General features: G+C 41.2%; 15 protein-coding genes and 1 tRNA gene. 11 read left to right on the top strand and 5 right to left on the bottom strand.

What is annotated here, in order from left to right; all coding sequences use genetic code 11:
• Positions 1-325: 325 nt before the first annotated feature.
• The 7 genes from MTN96_RS10380 (at position 326) to purF (ending at position 11,010) form a co-directional block, all read left to right on the top strand.
• Positions 326-4,780, top strand: coding sequence for a FimV/HubP family polar landmark protein (locus MTN96_RS10380; protein ID WP_248531494.1), 4,455 nt, complete (start codon positions 326-328; stop codon positions 4,778-4,780).
• 270 nt (positions 4,781-5,050) lie between these two features.
• Positions 5,051-5,845, top strand: a complete 795-nt coding sequence (gene truA / locus MTN96_RS10375) for a tRNA pseudouridine(38-40) synthase TruA (protein WP_054983053.1) — start codon at positions 5,051-5,053, stop codon at positions 5,843-5,845.
• Positions 5,846-5,985: 140 nt separating this feature from the next.
• Entirely contained in the window at positions 5,986-6,861 is an 876-nt protein-coding gene (gene accD / locus MTN96_RS10370) for an acetyl-CoA carboxylase, carboxyltransferase subunit beta (protein ID WP_024032247.1), read from the top strand.
• A gap of 25 nt (positions 6,862-6,886) precedes the next feature.
• The gene (gene folC / locus MTN96_RS10365) at positions 6,887-8,152 is read left to right on the top strand and encodes a bifunctional tetrahydrofolate synthase/dihydrofolate synthase (protein ID WP_248531493.1); all 1,266 of its coding nucleotides are present in this window, start codon (positions 6,887-6,889) and stop codon (positions 8,150-8,152) included.
• 11 nt (positions 8,153-8,163) lie between these two features.
• Positions 8,164-8,799 carry an SPOR domain-containing protein gene (locus MTN96_RS10360; RefSeq protein WP_024032245.1) on the top strand — a complete coding sequence of 212 codons (636 nt, stop codon included), beginning with the start codon at positions 8,164-8,166 and terminating at the stop codon, positions 8,797-8,799.
• Between the two features lie 171 nt (positions 8,800-8,970).
• Positions 8,971-9,465: a CvpA family protein gene (locus MTN96_RS10355; RefSeq protein WP_004586885.1), complete on the top strand. Its 495-nt coding sequence runs from the start codon at positions 8,971-8,973 to the stop codon at positions 9,463-9,465.
• Between the two features lie 18 nt (positions 9,466-9,483).
• The gene (gene purF, locus MTN96_RS10350; protein ID WP_004586886.1) at positions 9,484-11,010 is read left to right on the top strand and encodes an amidophosphoribosyltransferase; all 1,527 of its coding nucleotides are present in this window, start codon (positions 9,484-9,486) and stop codon (positions 11,008-11,010) included.
• 99 nt (positions 11,011-11,109) lie between these two features.
• Here purF and MTN96_RS10345 read toward each other — a convergent pair whose 3' ends face one another.
• Positions 11,110-11,709 (bottom strand): Yip1 family protein, encoded by a 600-nt coding sequence (locus MTN96_RS10345; RefSeq protein WP_004586887.1) that lies wholly within the window; start codon positions 11,707-11,709, stop codon positions 11,110-11,112.
• A 215-nt stretch (positions 11,710-11,924) separates the two neighbouring features.
• Between MTN96_RS10345 and miaE the strand changes: the two genes are divergently transcribed.
• Positions 11,925-12,695: a tRNA isopentenyl-2-thiomethyl-A-37 hydroxylase MiaE gene (gene miaE / locus MTN96_RS10340; protein WP_004586888.1), complete on the top strand. Its 771-nt coding sequence runs from the start codon at positions 11,925-11,927 to the stop codon at positions 12,693-12,695.
• Positions 12,696-12,727: 32 nt separating this feature from the next.
• On the opposite strand, the gene MTN96_RS10335 is transcribed toward miaE, so the two are convergent.
• The 3 genes from MTN96_RS10335 to MTN96_RS10325 all read right to left on the bottom strand — a co-directional run bounded on the left by MTN96_RS10335 (position 12,728) and on the right by MTN96_RS10325 (position 14,898).
• Complete coding sequence (locus MTN96_RS10335) at positions 12,728-13,528, bottom strand: ABC transporter substrate-binding protein (protein WP_004586889.1); 801 nt, start codon at positions 13,526-13,528, stop codon at positions 12,728-12,730.
• Positions 13,529-13,580: 52 nt separating this feature from the next.
• Complete coding sequence (locus MTN96_RS10330; protein WP_248531491.1) at positions 13,581-14,318, bottom strand: UDP-2,3-diacylglucosamine diphosphatase; 738 nt, start codon at positions 14,316-14,318, stop codon at positions 13,581-13,583.
• Positions 14,319-14,406: 88 nt separating this feature from the next.
• A complete protein-coding gene (locus MTN96_RS10325) occupies positions 14,407-14,898 on the bottom strand; it encodes a peptidylprolyl isomerase (protein WP_024032242.1) in 492 nt (163 codons plus the stop codon).
• Positions 14,899-15,040: 142 nt separating this feature from the next.
• Here MTN96_RS10325 and MTN96_RS37285 point away from each other — a divergent pair, with 142 nt between their 5' ends.
• A complete protein-coding gene (locus MTN96_RS37285; RefSeq protein ID WP_374275080.1) occupies positions 15,041-15,211 on the top strand; it encodes a hypothetical protein in 171 nt (56 codons plus the stop codon).
• Between the two features lie 100 nt (positions 15,212-15,311).
• Positions 15,312-16,691, top strand: coding sequence for a cysteine--tRNA ligase (gene cysS, locus MTN96_RS10320; protein WP_096041402.1), 1,380 nt, complete (start codon positions 15,312-15,314; stop codon positions 16,689-16,691).
• 72 nt (positions 16,692-16,763) lie between these two features.
• Here the strand turns inward: cysS and folD are convergent, their stop codons facing one another.
• Positions 16,764-17,618 (bottom strand): bifunctional methylenetetrahydrofolate dehydrogenase/methenyltetrahydrofolate cyclohydrolase FolD, encoded by an 855-nt coding sequence (gene folD, locus MTN96_RS10315; protein WP_248531489.1) that lies wholly within the window; start codon positions 17,616-17,618, stop codon positions 16,764-16,766.
• A 341-nt stretch (positions 17,619-17,959) separates the two neighbouring features.
• Between folD and MTN96_RS10310 the strand changes: the two genes are divergently transcribed.
• Positions 17,960-18,033: transfer RNA gene (locus MTN96_RS10310), tRNA-Pro, on the top strand.
• Position 18,034 lies beyond the last annotated feature (1 nt).

Below are 18,034 nucleotides of genomic sequence, written 5' to 3'. Positions count from 1 at the left end.
AGCGGCAAACTTTTATAGTTTGCCGCTTTTGTATTTAAGGGAGTCAAATTATTGCCGCTTAGCGTTGCTACTAAACTAAACGCCTTGATCTATCACGATAAAATAGTATTAAGAATAAAGTTTTAAGGTATTTATTTTCAAAGCGTTGCAATGGATATTAGGCCGCAACTGGTTTATAGTTTGTAACTGGAATAGAGCTTGCAATAAAAATAGATTGTAATAACAAATGTAGATCAGCTATTTGGCTGGTTACGGCAAGAATAATTAATGTTGAGCAGCTAAATAAATAGCAAAGCATTTAACATTTACACATTAAAGGATCAGCATGCGCGGTTTAGCTTCACTTATTATATTAGCGTCTGCATTGGTAGTAACTCCAATTTACTCTCAAGACAGCACCCAATTAAAGGGGCCAAAAGGCGCTGACTATGGTGCGCAAGGGCGATCAATAGGGCCTATAAAGCCAACCGATACACTATGGCGTATTGCTGCCAAAGTACGCCCAGATAACTCAGTTAGTATTTACCAAGTTATGCAGGCCTTGTATAACAAAAACCCTAATTCTTTTTTAGAACAAAACCTAAACCACATGCAAAGTGGTGCATATTTAAAAATACCCACTTTAGCGGAAATTAGACGCGTAAATCCACAGCTTGCTAAACAACGCTCAGAGCAAGATGACGCGCTGTGGGAAAAAAAGAAAAATGGCACACTAACCACCAGTGAAATTAATGCCGCGCAAACTAAAGTAACACAAGCTCGTAAAGCCGATGTTGACGACGCTAAAAAAGAAATCCAAAAAGAATTAAATGAAATAAAAACCCAGCAAGGTAATAAGCTTGTAGAGCTGCAGCAGCAATTTAAAAGCTCGGTTAATAATGTAGAAGAAATATTAGCTGAAAATAATAATCTCAAAAAACAATTGTCGGGTATTTCAAAAGAGCTCGCCAATGTAAAAGAACAGCTAGGTCAAGACAGCGAAATTCAAAAACAGCTAAAAGAGCTAATAGAAAAACAAAACGAAATAATAGCTCAGCAAAAAGTGCAAGAAGTACCAAAAGAAGAACCTTTTGACCTAGGCGCTTTAATGTCTAACCCACTTGTGCTTATTTTATTAATGACCATTCCTGCGTTATTAATTATTTTTGCTGTGGTGATGTTTTTACGAAAGCGCGCCAACAAAGACGAAGAAACTCAAGATGACGATGATTTTCTGCCACAAACGCCCAGCTTTACCGAAGACGAGCCGCAAAGTAATGATGCGTTAGACGATCCAATCATTCCTGACCCTCTTGATGATTTAGATATTCAACTAGATGACAATCATAGCAACGATATTTTGCCAGAGGATGATATTGCATTTGATGATTCTCTCGATGATGCGTTAGACGATGAATTTTCTGATTCAGAAAACTTGCTCGATCAAGACGAATTAGAAAGCCTATTAAGTGATGATATTGTTTTTGATGACGAAGGCAGTGAAGGGGACGAGTTAGACGTTTTCATGCAGCAGGGCTTTGATGAACCTGTAGATGAAAAACAAGATGATGAAATTGACCTTGATTTAGATGATACAAAAGATTCGGACGATATTTTAAGCAGTGACGACCTAGACGATTTATTTGATGAGGACGATAGCCTGCCTGAAATTGACTTGCCTGAGGTTGAGCAACCTACCGCAGATAGCAGCTTAGAAAGCAATGATGAGTTGGCCGCCTTAAGCGAAGAGCTAGCCCAAGAAGAGGATGATGACTTTGATATTGATGAATTATTAGATCAACAAGCTGATAAAGAATCATCAAAAGACGATGACTTTGATTTAGACGACATAGACAGCTTAATTGATGAAGCAGGCGATACACCTGATGAAACACCTACTGATGCTGCGCTGGTTGAAGAAAGCGATGACTTTGATTTAGACGACATAGACAGCTTAATTGATGAAGCGGGCGATACACCTGATGAAACACCTACTGATGCTGCGCTAGTTGAAGAAAGCGATGACTTTGATTTAGACGACATAGACAGCTTAATTGATGAAGCGGGCGATACACCTGATGAAACCCCTGCTGATGCGCTAGTTGAAGAGAGCGATGACTTTGATTTAGACGACATAGACAGCCTAATTGATGAAGCGGGCGATACACCTGATGAAGCCCCTGCTGATGCGCTAGTTGAAGAGAGCGATGACTTTGATTTAGACGACATAGACAGCTTAATTGATGAAGCAGGCGATACACCTGATGAAACCCCTGCTGATGCGCTAGTTGAAGAAAGCGATGACTTTGATTTAGACGACATAGACGGCTTAATTGATGAAGCCGGCGATACAACCGAAGAAGCTCCTGCTGATGCGCTAGTTGAAGAAAGCGATGACTTTGATTTAGACGACATAGACAGCTTAATTGATGAAGTTGAAGATTCATCTGCCGCTCAAGTAGCAACAGATAATGATACAGAGCGAGATATTGATAGCGCATTAGCTGATTCAGTCGAAGATCTAGCTGATGCACAGGAAGATTTTGACGAAGATGATATTGAAACATTAGCGTCTTCACTTATTGATGAGCCAGAGCTTGTAGAAGAGCCAGAACTTCTCGAGGAACCAGAGCTTGCAGAAGAGCCAGAACTTCTCGAGGAACCAGAGCTTGTAGAAGAGCCTGACCTCGAAGAAGAGCCAGATTTCGAAGAGGAGCCTGAACTTGTAGAAGAGCCTGAGCTTGAAGAGGAGCCTGAGCTTGAAGAAGAACCCGAGCTTGTAGAAGAACCCGAGCTTGTAGGAGAGCCTGAACTTGTAGAAGAGCCTGAACTTGTAGAAGAACCTGAACTTGTAGAAGAACCTGAACTTGTAGAAGAACCTGAACTTGTAGAAGAACCTGAACTTGAAGAAGAACCTGAACTTGTAGAAGAACCTGAACTTGAAGAAGAGCCTGAACTTGTAGAAGAGCCTGAGCTTGAAGAAGAGCCAGAACTTCTCGAGGAACCAGAGCTTGTAGAAGAGCCTGAGCTTGTAGAAGAGCCAGAGCTTGTAGAAGAACCAGAGCTTGTAGAAGAACCAGAGCTTGTAGAAGAACCAGAGCTTGATGCTGACTTGCTTGAAAACACTGACTTTACAGATAGTTCAGAAACGTTACTCGACCCAGAGGATGCACAGGAAGAGTACACTGACGATACCCTAAAAAGTGTTGATGAATTACTCAACGAGCTACAGCAGGCTACAGACGAAGACTATGTTGAAAACCCTGATTGGGCGTTAGATGATCTTGATGATGACATTGAAGAGGTAGAGGTTGATTTAGGTGACGATCCGCTTGATTCACAAGAAACACCAGCGAGTCCGCTTTTAGATACTCAACCTGAAAATGATGCTGTAAATGATACGCTTAGTGATGATATAGACTTTTCAGATGATAAGCCCGAGACGTTAGATGTAACAGAGCAACAGCAATATCTTCCTGATGAGTTATTGGGAGATGAGCTTGATGGTGATGCAACAGGCATGCAGCCAAGCCAAGCTGAACAAGACTTAGCAAACGCACTTTCAGGCAGTGAATTAGATAGCTTAGAAGACGACTTTGATGATGAGTTACTCATTGATAACGATTTTTCAGAGCCAGAGCTTGAGCCGAAGCATACCGATGATATAGGTGCAGATGATAACCACGCTCAAGTGCCGTCATCACTTGATGAATTAACTGATGATGAAAGCGAGCTAGATTTATCTGAAAATACGGATGAAGACGAAGGGGTTTTCGATGATGATTTATTGCAAAGCGTTGATGAGCTAGACGACGAGCTCAATGCTTTATTAGATGAGCAAGTAACTCCAAGTGAAGAACTTGACGAGTACCCTGAGTTAGAGCTTGATAACGATGACGAAATTGATTTAGATGATCAGCAATCATATAGTCCGCAAGAGTTACAAGGTGATGAACTTGATGGACAAGCAAGCGGTATGGCGCCAAGCCAAGCTGAGCAAGACTTAGCAAATGCACTTGCTGGTAACACTGGTATTGATGCGTTAGAAGCCGACCTAGATGACGAGCCGCTGATTGACGATAAGCTTGATGCGCCTTTACCGCAAGAGGAACCTCTAGGTGAGGCGAAAACAACGGATAGTGCGCAGGAACAGCCTGATTTTGACGATGCAATTTTAGAACAAGCACTTTCAGAAGACGTTGAAGATGAAATAACAAATTCGCAATTAGAAGCCGAGCTAACACAGGCTGCTGATGATCAAACTAATGAAGACGTTATACCCGACGAGCAGCTAGACGATGAGTTTATGGCTGACTTAACGCAAACCGATTTTGATGCGTTGCTTAGTGAGTTAGGTGAACCGGATGAGTTAAATTTAGAAGATAGCAGCGAATTTGATGTCGACTTTGATAGCCTATTAAACGAAGACTTAGACACTGAAGTTGAAGCGAAAGCGGTGCAAGAAGAGCCTTCGCAAAATGAACCGCAGGCTACAACAGATGATTTTGTTGATATTGACGCGCTACTTGAGCAAAGCGATGACTCAGTACTTGAGCACGAGCCCTATGACGAGGTTAATATGGACGTAGGGTTAAGTGACTTTGATTCGTTACTTGCAGGCGATAACCCAACAGATGTTGACTTAGAAAGCGGTGGTTATTCTGCCAAGCTTGATTTGGCAAGAGCATACATTGAAATTGACGACTTTGACTCAGCCCTTAAAGTGATTGAAGATGTTATTGAAAGTGGCCCTGAAGATGTACAAGAAGAAGCGCAAAGTTTAAAAGCTAAACTTAACTAGAGCATTCATGATTATAAAAACCGCATTAGCTTTGTTAATGCGGTTTTTTTATAGGTACGAATAACTCTAACCTATAAAAGCACTTAATTAGTTTTAGACGTTAATTAAACCCAAGACGTTAAAAGCTCACTAACTTATCGCTGTGTTTTATTGGGGTAAAATAAATTACTTAATTTTGCGAATAACTATAAATAGACGAGGTTACTTTTATTGCATCGCGAGATAGCATAAAATGCCCCGTTCATTAGCACAGTAGGTAAAGCAGTAATTATGCGAGTAGCACTTGGAGTTGAATACAACGGCGCACGTTACAGTGGGTGGCAACGTCAGTCTCATGTAAATAGCGTACAACAAGAAGTAGAAAAAGCGTTGTCGAGCATTTGTAATCATCCGGTTGAAATAGTGTGTGCGGGTCGCACAGATGCAGGTGTACATGGGACTGGTCAAGTTGTACACTTTGAAACCCATGCTCCCCGTGAGATGGTTGCATTTACTATGGGAATGAACACGTTACTCCCTAAAGATATAGCGATTCGTTTTGCACAACCTGTTAGTGAAGACTTTCATGCACGCTTTAGCGCAACAGCGCGTCGTTATCGTTATGTTATTTATAATTACGCTTATAGAGGCGCAGTTATGAATGAAGGCGTTACGCACTTTCATCACCCACTTGATGAAACAAAAATGCAAGAGGCGTGTCAGTACTTAATTGGCGAGCACGACTTTACCTCTTTTAGAGCGCTGCATTGCCAAGCTAATACAGCAAACAGAACTATTCATCATTTATCGGTACAACGCCAGGGCGATTACGTTATTATTGATATTAAAGCGAACGCTTTTTTACACCATATGGTGCGTAATATTACCGGCTGTTTAATGGATATAGGTCTACACAAGCACCAACCTGTATGGTTAAAAGAGCTATTAGATTTAAAAGAGCGTGCTAAAGCCAGTGCCACGGCAAAAGCCGCGGGTCTTTATTTAGTAGATGTAGATTACCCAGAGCACTTTAATATTCCTAAAACCCCACTAGGGCCATTATTTTTACCTGACTCGGAATGTTAGTGTTGAATTTATAAGCGTTTATCTAACTACTAAGACCAGTTTTTTATACCGTGTTTGTGTAATTCATGTTTTAATTGAAAAAATCTGTCTGCTACTTATTAGCAGACTCGCGACACAGAACAGCATTAAGAGAGTTGCAAATGAGTTGGTTAGAAAAAATCTTACCTAAAACGACTAAGTCGTCAGGTCGTAAAGAAATTCCAGAAGGCGTTTGGGCTAAATGTACAGCTTGCGATTCAATTTTATATAAAGCTGAACTAGAAAAATCATTAAACGTATGTCCTAAATGCGACCATCACATGCGTGTGAGCGGCCGTAAACGTTTAGAGCACTTTTTAGATGAAGGTGACCGCACGGAGCTTGGCACTGAGCACGAGCCTAAAGATGTATTAAAGTTTAAAGACTCTAAAAAATACTCAGACCGTATTAGCGCAGCCCAAAAATCAAGTGGCGAAAAAGACGCGTTAGTAGCAATGAAGGGCCGCTTAAAAGGTATTCCTGTTGCTGCGGTTGCTTTTGAATTCTCATTTATGGGTGGTTCAATGGCTTCGGTTGTAGGCGCACGTTTTGTTGATGCCGTAGACCAATGTTTAGAGCACAACATGCCATTAGTGTGTTTTTCTGCCTCAGGTGGTGCACGTATGCAAGAAGCGCTTATGTCGCTTATGCAAATGGCTAAAACCAGCGCTGCGCTTGCTAAAATGAGCGAAAAAGGCCTGCCGTTTATATCAGTAATGACCGACCCAACCATGGGTGGCGTATCTGCATCATTAGCGATGTTAGGTGATATTAACGTAGCTGAGCCAAAAGCTTTAATTGGCTTTGCGGGTCCGCGCGTAATTGAGCAAACAGTACGTGAAACCTTGCCAGAAGGTTTTCAACGCAGTGAGTTCTTATTAGAGCACGGTGCAATTGATATGATTATTGACCGTCGTGAAATGCGCGACACATTAGCACGCGTACTTGCTAAATTTATGAACTTGCCTTCTACCGAACAAGAGCATAGAGTAGCGTAAATTTCAGCTTTACTGATTACACGCTATGACAAATACAATTCCTAGCCAATCATCAAGCCTTGATGATTGGCTTTGTTATTTAGAGAGTGTTCACCCTGCAAATATTGAAATGGGACTCGAACGCGTTGCTACTGTTGCAAATAACATTGGCTTATTAAACACTTCCAGCAAAATTATTCTTATTGGCGGCACAAACGGCAAAGGCACAACTGCACGCTGTTTAGAATCGCTATTACTTGCGCAAGGTTACAGCGTAGGTACGTATGCCTCTCCTCATTTAATTAGATACAACGAGCGTGTGCGCATAAATGGCCAAGAGCTTGATGATCAATACCATGTTGATGCCTTTAACACGCTAGAGCAAGGTCGCGCTAGCACGGCGCTTACATATTTCGAATATGGCACCCTAGGTGCGCTGGCTATTTTTAAACGCTTTGAGGTTGATTATGTGCTGCTTGAGGTTGGTTTGGGCGGGCGCTTTGATGCCACCAATATTGTTACACCTTATGCAAGCGTGATCACCACCATAGATTTAGATCATAAAGAATACCTAGGCGATACACGAGAGTTAGTTGCTTATGATAAGGCAGGTATATTTCGTCAAAACACGCCGGCTATTATTGGTGATTTAAACATACCACATACAATGACCGATTACGGTGCTGAGATTAAAGCAGGCATGATTATATCCGGTACTGATTTTATATTCAAAGAGCACGAAGCGCATTTTACATGGCAATATAAAAATTATAATTTGCTGTTAGATAAGCCAGCTATCCCTGCACAAAATGCAGCAACGGCCTTAACAACCCTAGCTGTGCTAAATTTATTGCCAAGTGATGAGGTAATTAAGCATTGTTTAGCTAACTTAGTTGTTGAGGGGCGCTTTGAGCAATTAAGCACTGCACCTTTAGTGTTTACCGATGTAGCTCACAACCCCGAATCTGCTCGTTATTTAGCACTAAAGCTTGCAAGCTATAAAGATAAAGGCTTTAAAATTCATGCATTAGTCGCTATGCTTGCTGATAAAGATAAAGCGGGTGTACTTAAAGAGGTAAGCCATGTAATTGATCACTGGTCTCTTACTAGCTTGCATATACCTCGTGGCGATAACGTTGAAAATATGGCCGCGGCGTTGCAAACTATACCTCATACAGGCACGCATGAACGCTATAATAGTGTGCACGAAGCACTTAATGTAATTATGCCTACACAGCAAAGTGATACGCTTTTAATTGTGTTTGGGTCATTTTTTACTGTTGCAGATGCTATAAACTACTTTAAAAAATAGAGAGAAAGTCGGTGAACTCAGGTTTTATAAATCGTTTAGTCGGAACCAGTATTGTGGTGATCGCAGCAATTGTGTTTATTCCTAATATACTCGATGGCGAAAAGGTCCACTACAAAGAGGGCTTTAAAGCTATCCCTGAACGCTCTGAGTTTAAAACTATTGACCTTCAAGAGTCTATAGATGAAAAAGTAGCGCAGGCTGAGCCTTTAAAACAAGAGCAAATTGAAGACATAGCTGCCGATGACGATGTGCTAACAAGCAAACAAAGCCAATACGCAGCAGAGCCTGAAATAGTCGAAGCAAGCATAGAGCCTCAAACTGCGCCAGAGCCTGTAGCGAAAGCGCCAGAGCCGGTAAAAGCAAAACCTATTGCACCACGTAAAAGTGAAGAAAACCTCACTGATATGGCCTATGTAATTCAGCTAGGTAGTTTTTCCCATGCCGCCAATGTTAAGGCCTTACAAGCTAAGCTTAAAGCGAAAGGCTTTAAAACGTTTACAAAACCAATTAAAACGCCAAATGGCACATTGACTAAAGTGTTTGTTGGTCCCTCGCTTAATAAGGCGGAGCTGACCAAAAAGTTACCCGAGCTAAAAGCGCTTACTAAGTTAAACGGCAAAGTCACTCAATACAGCGTCTCTAATTGATTTTAAAAGGCCTTACTATAGTAAGGCTTTTTTTGTTTTTAAGGGCTAAAAATAGCCGTTAAAGTGATAAGTTTTTGTACGTGCTAGTTGCTGGTTATCTCCCGCTTTAACTTGCATATTAACGAGGTTTGGGTATAGAATGCGCCCCAAAATAGCGACTAATTGGTTAATATGATCTGGGTTGATTACGCCATTCTTGGCATCATTGCACTGTCTACCATCATCGGTTTAATACGCGGCTTTGTTAAAGAAGCTATGTCATTAGCAGTATGGGCTTGCGCATTTATCATCTCTAGTTTGTTTTACCAATATTTAGCTTCCTTCCTAACAAGTATTTCTGAACCCCTTTTAAGAAATGCGGCGGCCATTGCCATACTCTTCTTTGCGACGCTACTGTTAGGCGGTTTACTAAACTACATTTTAGGTGAGCTTGTACAACGTACTGGTTTATCTGGCACCGATCGTGTCTTCGGCATTGTTTTTGGTGCGTTACGAGGCGTGTTGGTCGTGAGCGCGTTACTCTTCTTTCTTGATGCTTTTACTGGTGCACCAAACACGCACTGGTGGGGCAATTCTATTTTGATTCCAGAATTTGGCTTTGTTGTTGAATGGTTCTTTTCGTACCTAGAAAACAACTCGAGCTTTTTAAATTCAGTAAACCGTTAATCGGCGAGGATAAATTACATGTGTGGTATCGTTGGGATAGTCGGAACATCTCCTGTTAATCAGGCGATTTATGATGGCTTAACTGTTTTGCAGCACCGAGGTCAAGATGCCGCGGGCATCATTACCATTGAAAACAATACGTTTAGCTTGCGCAAAGCAAATGGCCTAGTAAAGGATGTGTTTCACACCCGCCATATGAAACGACTACAAGGCACAATTGGTATTGGCCACGTACGTTACCCTACTGCTGGCTCGTCAAGTTCATCTGAAGCGCAGCCGTTTTACGTTAATTCACCATTTGGTATTGCGCTTGCGCACAATGGTAATTTAACCAATGCTGAAACTCTAAAGCAGCAACTGTTCTCAGAAGCGCGTCGTCACGTTAATACAACGTCTGACTCAGAAATACTACTTAATATCATGGCACATGAGCTAAGTAAGTCTGACAAATTACATTTAGACGCTGAAGACATCTTCACTGCAGTAACCGAAGTAAACAACAAAGTAACCGGTGGCTACGCCGCTATTGCGATGATTATTGGCCACGGTGTTTTAGCATTTCGTGACCCTAATGGTATCCGTCCTTTGGTATTTGGTAAGCGTGAAACCCCTAAAGGCACTGAGTACATGTTTGCCTCAGAAAGCGTAGCATTAAAGCCAGACGGCTTTGAATTTGTGCGTGACGTTGCACCAGGTGAAGCGATTTACGTAACTGAAGATGGCCAATTTCATTCACAAAGTTGTGCTGAAAAAGCCTCTTATGCGCCGTGTATTTTTGAGTTTGTTTATTTTGCTCGCCCTGATTCAACCATCGATCGTATGTCGGTTTATGCAACGCGTGTAAATATGGGTACTAAACTGGGTGAAAAAATTGCGCGTGAGTGGAGCGATAAAGACATTGACGTTGTTATCCCAATTCCTGAAACCTCATGCGATGTGGCGTTAGAAATTGCCCGCATGCTTGATTTACCTTACCGCCAAGGCTTTGTTAAAAACCGTTATATTGGTCGTACATTTATCATGCCTGGCCAAGAAATGCGTAAAAAGTCAGTGCGTCAAAAGCTAAATGCGATTGACCGTGAGTTTAAAGGTAAAAACGTTTTACTGGTTGATGATTCAATTGTACGCGGTACAACCTCGGCACAAATTGTAGAAATGGCCCGTGAAGCCGGAGCAAAAAATGTGTATTTTGCCTCAGCAGCACCAGAAATTCGTTTTCCTAATGTGTATGGTATTGATATGCCATCTGCCGCAGAGCTTATTGCGCATGGCCGCGAAGTTGAAGACATTAACCAAAGCATCAGTGCTGATGGCTTAATTTTTCAATCGCTAAACGATTTAATTGCCGCTGTAAGCCAAGAAAACCCAGAAATTACTAAGTTTGAAACCTCTGTATTTGATGGGCAATACATTACCGGCGATATCGATCAAGATTACTTAAACCATATTGATCAATTGCGTAACGACTCGGCTAAAAGTAACCGCGAAAACGCCATGTCATCAGGCCTTGAAATACACAATCAAGATGCCAACGAAGCTGATTAATGTGTGATTAAACATAATCAGAGATAAAAAAAGGAGCTAATTAGCTCCTTTTTTGCGAAGGAAAGAAAGGGAACACTTCATATCAAACAACGTGGTTGATTAGGTAAACATTGGACTCACAATGCCGTTAGTCCAAAGTATTGCGGTTACAGCTAAAATTATTACCAATAAAATTAGCCCGCAGGTAACAACAGAGCTGGCATAAATAAAGCCGCGCTCTTGTGGAATATGCATTAGTATTGGCACGCCTGTATAAAGCAAGTACACCGAGTAGGCTAGGGCAATCATACCTACGCAAACAACAAACCACAGCTCAGGTAAAAAAGCGGCTAAGGCCGACATAAACACGGGTGTAGCAGTATAAGCGGCAAGTTCAAGCGTTTGTGTAAAGGTAGGTTTAGCACCAAATGTAACGGCCATCCAATGGGCTAAATAGGCCAGTGCAAACACACCGGCTATTAACGCACCATACATAGCCACGGCAATTAGCAGTGCGCTTTCATGTGTTAAAAATACTGGGTTGCCCGCACCAATACTCCAGCCTAAATACACCGATGAGTAATACCCCATAATCGATGGAAATAATGCAATAAGTAAAATATGCGACAGGCTATAAGTCAGGCTTTCGTGGCGGTTATCTATTGTTTGCCATTCTTCGAGTGGATGAGCATAAATGCCCCACAGGTGGTTCAGTATCATAGCGGTACTCCATAAAAGGAACGTATTACTGTTGGTTATAATTTAGTTTTAGTTAGTTTGTTTTTTATACAGCACCTATATTTATGGTTTAGTTCATATACAAAGTCAAGTTAACTGCTTATTAACATTTTAAAGAGGTTGTTTTAGCTCGTTTTATTCTTCGTTATTTTTCGTGTTAAAATGGCTTTTTATTATTTGAAGTAACGAGCAGCCCTGTGCCACATAGCGAACTTTTAGCCCCTATTAATAATTTTTTATTGTGTGAAACCCCAAATGAATGGGTTATTGAGGCAGTAAAAAAAGAAAATTTATCGATTATTTTAATCGATCACTTAATTTGTGAGTTAAAAGCAGCGCAAAGTGCAATGTTTTTAATTCGTAAGTACGCGGTAGATAAAGACAGCAGCGATGCATTACTTGAATGGCTAAAGCCCTTTGAAACACTTATTTATAAACGCGAAGGTAATTGGCGTGATTTAGCGGCTAAAAATAAACTTACAAAATCTATTATCCCAAAGTCTAACTCACCTTACGGGCAAGATTTAATAGATAAAATGGTGATGCTAATAAAAGAAGAATTACATCACTTTTATCAAGTGCTCGAAATAATGGACGAGTATGGAGTAGAGTACCGCAGTATTACACCGTGTCGTTACGCTAAAGGGATGCTACGTAACGTTAAAACGTTTGAGCCTAATGCATTAGTCGATAAACTAATTGTAGGTGCTTATATTGAGGCTCGCTCATGTGAGCGTTTTGCTGCACTTGCTCCACATGTTGATAAACGCTTAGGCGATTTTTATATTTCATTGCTTCGCTCTGAGGCGCGCCATTATCAAGATTACTTAACACTGGCACAAGAAATTGCTGATTTTGATATTACTGAGCGAGTCGACTTTTTTGGTAAAATTGAGGCTGATTTGATCACTAGCCCTGATGAAGACTTTAAATTTCACAGTGGCGCTCCTGCACTAGTTACTAATTAAAGCAGTGTTATTTAGCTCTTCAAGCACACCGGTTAGTTAGGTGTGCTACTTCTTTCTATAAAGTCTATGAGCTCAAGCGCCGTGCTTTGAGAAAAGCCATGTTTTACTAATAGCTCTTTTGCGGTGCCATTGTATAAAATAGTAGAAAAGCCTTGTTCAAGCGCGTCTCTTTTTTGTTTTGCATCAGGGTCAGACTTTGGAAACATAACATGCAGTTGATGATGCTCTAAATCGGGCGAAATATATTCAACTTGTGGCGCGCCGGGTTCATTAAGCTTTTCGGTGTTTTTTAACCAGTATTCACCCACTTCTTTAGTGCCTGCTACTAAGTCTATTCGTCCTTTTTGAAGCATATATAAACTGTTAATTAACCCGCGAGTTGAGGTTACGGCCAGTCCATTACTTTCAGAAAAAACTTCACTTACTGCGTAGCCAACGCCTTTACAAATACTGTATGGCTGTAAAGAGTCCATACTGCCGTCATAGTTTATTTGTCTGTCTTTGAGCTTAAATAGTCCAACGTATACGTTAGCAAGTGGGCGCGAATAATAAAAAAGATCAGTACGCGACTTTGTATAAAAAGCGCCTAAAATTGCATCTTTTTTATTTATTTTGGTAAGCTCCAGCGCTCTGTTCCAGCTGGTAAACTCGATGTCGTTATTAATATTTTGATTAGCTAAGGCCGCTTTAGTTAAGGCAGTAACCCAGCCGTTATCAATTAAGCGCTCACCAATATAGGGTGGGGAGTTTTCGGCGACGAGCTGCCAATTTTCTGAGGCATACCCTTTGGAAAAAATGCAACAAAGCACCAAACAATAAATAGCTTTATACATATATCCTTATCCTATTACCAAAAAGTACTTAAATAATAGTCAGGATTTGAGATTATGCGAAGGGCGTATTAATGAGTTTTTGACCTTGTGGAGTAACCACTAAATATGAGCCTTGAGTATACCAATCACCAAGCACAGTTCGTGTTAGTGTTTGCTTACCTACAGTGTAAGTGTGTACGTCAGGGCGGTGGGTGTGGCCGTGTATCATGTTGCTTACATTATACTTGGCAAACATCGCTAGTACGGCGTCATCTACTACGTCTAAAATTTCTATGGGTTTGTCGGCTTGGCTTAATTTGCTTTTTTCTCTGGCATTGCGAGCAATTTTTTTTCTGTACCATAGTGGCATTGCTAACATTAATTTAGGCCACCACCAACCGCGACTTTTTTTACGAAACTTTTGATACTCAATATCTTGAGTACACATTTCATCACCGTGCAAAATAACAGTGGGAGTGCCATATAAATCTATAACCGTTTGCTCGTTTAGCAATACCATACCTGCGCGTTTAGCGTATTGCTCACGCATAATAAAATCGCGATTACCGTGTATAAAGTACACTGGTGTACCGCCATCTTTAACGGCTTTTAAATGCTTTGCTACCTCACTAGCCAATTCTGTTACGTAGTCATCCCCGACCCATACTTCAAAAAAATCACCTAAAATATACAGTGCATCTACGGGCTTACCAATAATGTGCGTATTTATAAAGCGATAAAAGGCCTCGCTAATATCTGGGCGGTTTTCACTTAGGTGTAAGTCTGCAATAAAGTAGGTTTGAGAAGTCATAGAGGCATCTAGTTAGGTTAAATAAAAGCGGGCGAATACATAAATAATGTACTATGCCCGCTTAATTACTCAGTATATGAGTAAACGTTTAGCTTACAGTAACGTTTTCGATGATTACATTTTCAAGCGGTACGTCTTGGTGAAAACCAGCGCTGCCTGTTGCTACACCTTTAATTTTATTTACTACGTCCATGCCTTCAACTACTTCAGCAAATACACAGTAACCCCAGCCTTGCGAAGTTTCGCTGCTGTGGTTTAAAAAGTCGTTGTCGTTAACGTTAATAAAAAATTGGGCTGTTGCTGAATGTGGATCAGGCGTACGCGCCATTGCTAATGTACCTACTTTATTAGATAGGCCATTATTTGCTTCGTTTTGAATTGGGTCGTTAACGTCTTTTTGTTCCATACCAGGTACAAATCCACCGCCTTGCACCATAAAGCCGTCAATTACGCGGTGAAAAATAGTGCCGTTGTAAAAACCTGAGTTTGCGTACTCTAAAAAGTTTTTAACTGTGTTTGGAGCTTCTTGCTCAAACATTTTAATGGTGATGTCACCAAAATTAGTGTGTAGAACAACCATGTGGTTTCCTATATCTGGTTTAATTAGTCGCGCTATTTTATCTTAGTTAACTAAGATAAACAAAGTGCTTGTTCAATATATCCAAAGCTGCCCAAGGTATATACTTGTGCGTTTTACAGGGGGTTAATATCGAGGCGGTATTTTGCCGTTGTGGTATTTTCTCTCAATATATAACCATGCACAGAGCAAGAGTCTGTTAAGCAATAAACAGGGTGGTTTAAAACTGATTTTTACAGTGTTATTAATTTTAACAACAGAACCTCTATTACACACAATCAAGACCTCGCCAAAATTGGTTTTAATTCCAACTTAAACACGCGCATTGAGGTGGTTTGGGCATAAAAAGCGCTAGAGCGGGGGCTTTTCAAGTGTTAACATAGCCAACTCAGCAAACAGTCAAGGACTAAAAGTAAATGGTACAAATATACAACACACTCACGCGACAAAAAGAGCAGTTTAAACCTATGGTCGAAGGCAAAATCGACATGTATGTGTGTGGTATCACCATTTATGATTTTTGTCATATCGGTCATGCGCGTACATTTGTCGGGTTTGATGTTATTGTCCGCTACCTTCGCCACCTTGGGTACGACTTAAAATACGTACGTAATATTACCGACGTAGATGATAAAATAATTAAACGCGCAAACGAAAATGGCGAGTCAATTAATGACCTAACTTTGCGTATGACCCAAGCCATGCACGAAGACTTTGATAGCCTAAACATGCTGCGCCCAGATATTGAACCTACGGTTACAAACCATATGGATGAAATTATCGAAATGGTTGAGCGCTTAATTGCAAAAGGCCATGCATACGTAGCAAACGACGGCGACGTGCTTTTTGATGTTTCTACGTTTGAGCAGTACGGCGCACTATCGCAACAAGATTTAAGTATGCTCCAAGCAGGCTCTCGCGTAGAGGTTGCACAAGATAAAGACGATCCGCTTGATTTTGTATTGTGGAAAAAAGCAAAAGCAGGCGAGCCTTCTTGGTCATCTCCGTGGGGAGAAGGGCGTCCGGGTTGGCATATAGAATGTTCAGCAATGAGCTCAAAGCATTTAGGTGAGCATTTTGATATTCACGGTGGCGGCTCTGATTTACAGTTTCCGCATCACGAAAACGAAATTGCGCAATCATGCTGTGCAAACAATGGTAAGTATGTAAATACGTGGATCCACACAGGCATGGTACAAGTAAATAAAGAAAAAATGTCTAAGTCATTAGACAACTTTTTTACTGTGCGTGAGGTATTAAAAACATATGACGCTGAATCAGTTCGTTACTTTTTAATATCAGGGCATTACCGTAGCCAGTTAAATTACTCACAAGAGAATTTAGATCAAGCACGTTCATCGCTTGAACGTATTTACACAGCACTTCGCGGTGTTGAGCCAATAACGTGCGATATTGAAAACAATGAGTACGTGGCTAAATTTAGAAAAGCCATGAATGATGACTTTAATACACCAGAGGCGTTACCGGTGTTATTTGAACTGGCTAAAGAGCTAAACCGTGTTAAAGACACCGATACACAGCAAGCGGGTCAATTAGCATTTGTGCTACGCAGCATAGGCGAAGTGCTTGGTGTTGCCCAGCAAGCACCTGAATCGTTTTTGCAAGGCGGGCAAGATGATGATGAAGTGGCCACTATCGAAGCGCTGATTGTAAAACGTAATGAAGCGCGCGCAAACAAAGATTGGGCCGCTGCAGATGAAGCACGTGATGCACTTAATGCACTCGGTGTCGTGCTTGAAGACTCAGCAGGTAAAACAACATGGCGTAAAGCGTAAATGCGTTAAAGTAGCTTTTAAACTAAAAAGGGTTGCCAGTTGGCAACCCTTTTTTAATGCTAAGGCGTTAAATTAACTGTGGTATTTTTCACATGCTTCGAGGGTATTTTCAATTAAACTTGCTACAGTCATTGGGCCAACGCCACCCGGTACAGGGGTAATAAAATCAGCTTTTTGCTCTGCAACACCGTACTGCACATCGCCCACTAACTTGCCTGTATCTAAACGGTTAATACCTACATCAATCACAATCGCACCTTCTTTTACCCACTCACCAGGTATAAATTCAGGTTTACCTACGGCCACTACTAATAAGTCTGCGCGGCGCACATGGGTTTCTAAGTCTTGTGTGAATTTGTGACATACCGTTGTAGTACAACCGGCAAGTAATAACTCAAGCGACATAGGACGGCCAACAATATTAGAGGCGCCAACAACTACCGCATGCATCCCTTTGTAACGCACGCCCGTTGAATCTAATAAGGTAATAATCCCTTTGGGTGTACATGGGCGCAGCGCCGGCATACGTTGCGCTAAGCGGCCAATATTGTAAGGGTGAAAACCGTCTACATCTTTATGTGGTGTAATACGTTCTAAAATCTTTTCTGCATCTAGGCCTTCAGGTAGCGGTAGTTGCACTAAAATACCATCTACTTCGCCATCGTTATTTAGCTCATCAATTAATGCTAGTAGTTCTTCTTCGCTGGTTTGCGCAGGTAAATCAAATGACTTTGAAATAAATCCTACTTCTTCACACGCTTTACGCTTGGAGCCAACGTAAACTTGGCTTGCAGGGTCAAGCCCTACCAGTACTACTGCTAAACCGGGTGCACGTAAACCGTTTGCAACGCGTTCGCTTACGCGCTCAGCCACTGCACTACGTACTTGTTTTGCGATTGCCTTACCATCAATGATGTTTGCCGTCATGGGGGACCTTTAATTGGGGTTAAATAAACTTCGATACTTATATTTTAAAAGCATCTGCATATAAAGAGGGGTGTATGCAAAAAATTAATTTTATTAATGCTTTTTTAATATGCAGGCTATTTTCGCAGAAAAGGCCCGAAGCGCCAAGTTGCTTTTAGGTTATAAACCGGTGTTTTCAAAAAAAGCGTCTAAATTTCAGCTTAGTTTTGCAATATTTAACCATTATGAACTAAAAATGACCGATTGATTTATTTTATGCAAAAAACGTTTGACCTCTCCCAGGCAAATCACTATTATGCACCCCGTTGTCAACGAGGTCACTCGCAGGCAATCGTAAGCATCGGCGATTAGCGCAGTTTGGTAGCGCACTTGGTTTGGGTCCAAGGGGTCGCAGGTTCAAATCCTGCATCGCCGAC

The sequence above is a fragment of the Pseudoalteromonas sp. 2CM28B genome, assembly GCF_023161935.1.
This window is presented reverse-complemented; position numbering and strand designations above follow the sequence as displayed.

Excerpts from the sequence above, each read along its gene's own strand:
- MTN96_RS10345 (WP_004586887.1), bottom strand. The coding sequence starts at position 11,709 with ATGATACTGAACCACCTGTGGGGCATTTATGCTCATCCACTCGAAGAA.
- purF (WP_004586886.1), top strand. The coding sequence starts at position 9,484 with ATGTGTGGTATCGTTGGGATAGTCGGAACATCTCCTGTTAATCAGGCG.
- MTN96_RS10355 (WP_004586885.1), top strand. The coding sequence starts at position 8,971 with ATGATCTGGGTTGATTACGCCATTCTTGGCATCATTGCACTGTCTACC.
- folD (WP_248531489.1), bottom strand. The coding sequence starts at position 17,618 with ATGACGGCAAACATCATTGATGGTAAGGCAATCGCAAAACAAGTACGT.
- accD (WP_024032247.1), top strand. The coding sequence starts at position 5,986 with ATGAGTTGGTTAGAAAAAATCTTACCTAAAACGACTAAGTCGTCAGGT.
- MTN96_RS10335 (WP_004586889.1), bottom strand. The coding sequence starts at position 13,528 with ATGTATAAAGCTATTTATTGTTTGGTGCTTTGTTGCATTTTTTCCAAA.
- cysS (WP_096041402.1), top strand. The coding sequence starts at position 15,312 with ATGGTACAAATATACAACACACTCACGCGACAAAAAGAGCAGTTTAAA.
- MTN96_RS10330 (WP_248531491.1), bottom strand. The coding sequence starts at position 14,318 with ATGACTTCTCAAACCTACTTTATTGCAGACTTACACCTAAGTGAAAAC.
- truA (WP_054983053.1), top strand. The coding sequence starts at position 5,051 with ATGCGAGTAGCACTTGGAGTTGAATACAACGGCGCACGTTACAGTGGG.
- MTN96_RS10380 (WP_248531494.1), top strand. The coding sequence starts at position 326 with ATGCGCGGTTTAGCTTCACTTATTATATTAGCGTCTGCATTGGTAGTA.
- MTN96_RS10325 (WP_024032242.1), bottom strand. The coding sequence starts at position 14,898 with ATGGTTGTTCTACACACTAATTTTGGTGACATCACCATTAAAATGTTT.
- folC (WP_248531493.1), top strand. The coding sequence starts at position 6,887 with ATGACAAATACAATTCCTAGCCAATCATCAAGCCTTGATGATTGGCTT.